Origin of the sequence: Bacillus sp. AFS055030, from assembly GCF_002574545.1 — a bacterium.
Taxonomy (GTDB): Bacteria; Bacillota; Bacilli; order Bacillales; family Bacillaceae_G; genus Gottfriedia.
Genome location: NZ_NUGT01000058.1, coordinates 1 through 1,079 on the forward strand (window position 1 = coordinate 1; position 1,079 = coordinate 1,079).

At 43.7% G+C, this 1,079-nt stretch carries 1 protein-coding gene and 1 pseudogene; both read right to left on the reverse strand.

The window, feature by feature from the left end; translation table 11 throughout:
- Positions 1 to 302: pseudogene (locus CN925_RS15860) on the reverse strand (hypothetical protein); the annotation flags it as partial.
- A gap of 163 nt (positions 303 to 465) precedes the next feature.
- Positions 466 to 1,079, reverse strand: a 614-nt coding sequence (locus tag CN925_RS15865) for an exosporium glycoprotein BclB-related protein (RefSeq protein WP_286138414.1), incomplete at its 5' end; no start/stop codon positions are given.

The window sequence follows — 1,079 nt, forward strand, 5'->3', positions numbered from 1 at the left end:
CCTGTTGCTCCGTCTGCTCCTGTCGCTCCTGTCGCTCCTGTTGGACCTTGTGGGCCTGTTGCTCCCGCTAGGCCTGTCACTCCAGTTGGACCTTGTGGACCTGTTGCTCCTGTTGGGCCTGTTGCTCCCGTTGGACATGTTGGACATGTTGGACCTGAAGGACCTGGTGGTATTGGTGCTCCCGTAGGACCTGTTGGAGCTGGTGGTAGAGGAAAAGCTGGTGGTAATTGTGGGCCTGGTGGGCCTGGTGGTAATGGCAAATAGATACACCTCCAAAAATATTTTGACGTACAATTTATCATATTTTTGTTGGACAAGTTTGTTTGGATTTTAATACTATTTCTATTAAAAATCCGCAAAAAAACTCTACTTACTAGACTAAAAAACTATCAATGATAGTAAATTATAATCTAGTTTAGTAGAGTCCAATTTTTAAAATCTATTTTTCTTACTTCTTTCTATTAATTAGTTTATTGATACACCCGCACTAGCATATCCAGTAACAGTGTTAATAAGGCTAAGACCTGTTCCAGTTTGTGTGAATACCATCATTAAACGAGTTTGTGCAGCGACTGGTATTGCTAAAGGTGTAGAAATATTGCTCTCGATTTGGCCTAATGAAAGTGGGCCCGCTAGAGCAGGTAAAGTAACACTTGCACCTGCAACTGGAGTAAAGTTATTGCTATTTGGCGGTGCACTATATAATTGTGCAGTGACCGAAATACTTGTTCCTAAAATATTTAAAGCAACTACATTACTAAAAGATGCAGAAATAGCCGTTATTGTACCCGCTCTAGGCATTGTAAATGCAAAATCAAGTATTTCAGTTGGCAATCCAGTTCCAGTTAAATTAATCGCTGGTCCAGGAAGTAATGCAACATTCGGAAGTGAACTTCCAAACCCTACAAGACCAGCCGTACTAGCTAAACTCACCCCAAGGAGATCTACTGATGCCATCGCGATTGGTGTACCTGATGCAAACGGAATGATTGCACCTGTACCTGCTACACCAGTTGCCCCTGCTGGACCTGTTGGGCCAGTTGCTCCGTCTGCTCCTGTTGGGCCTGTCGCTCCGTCTG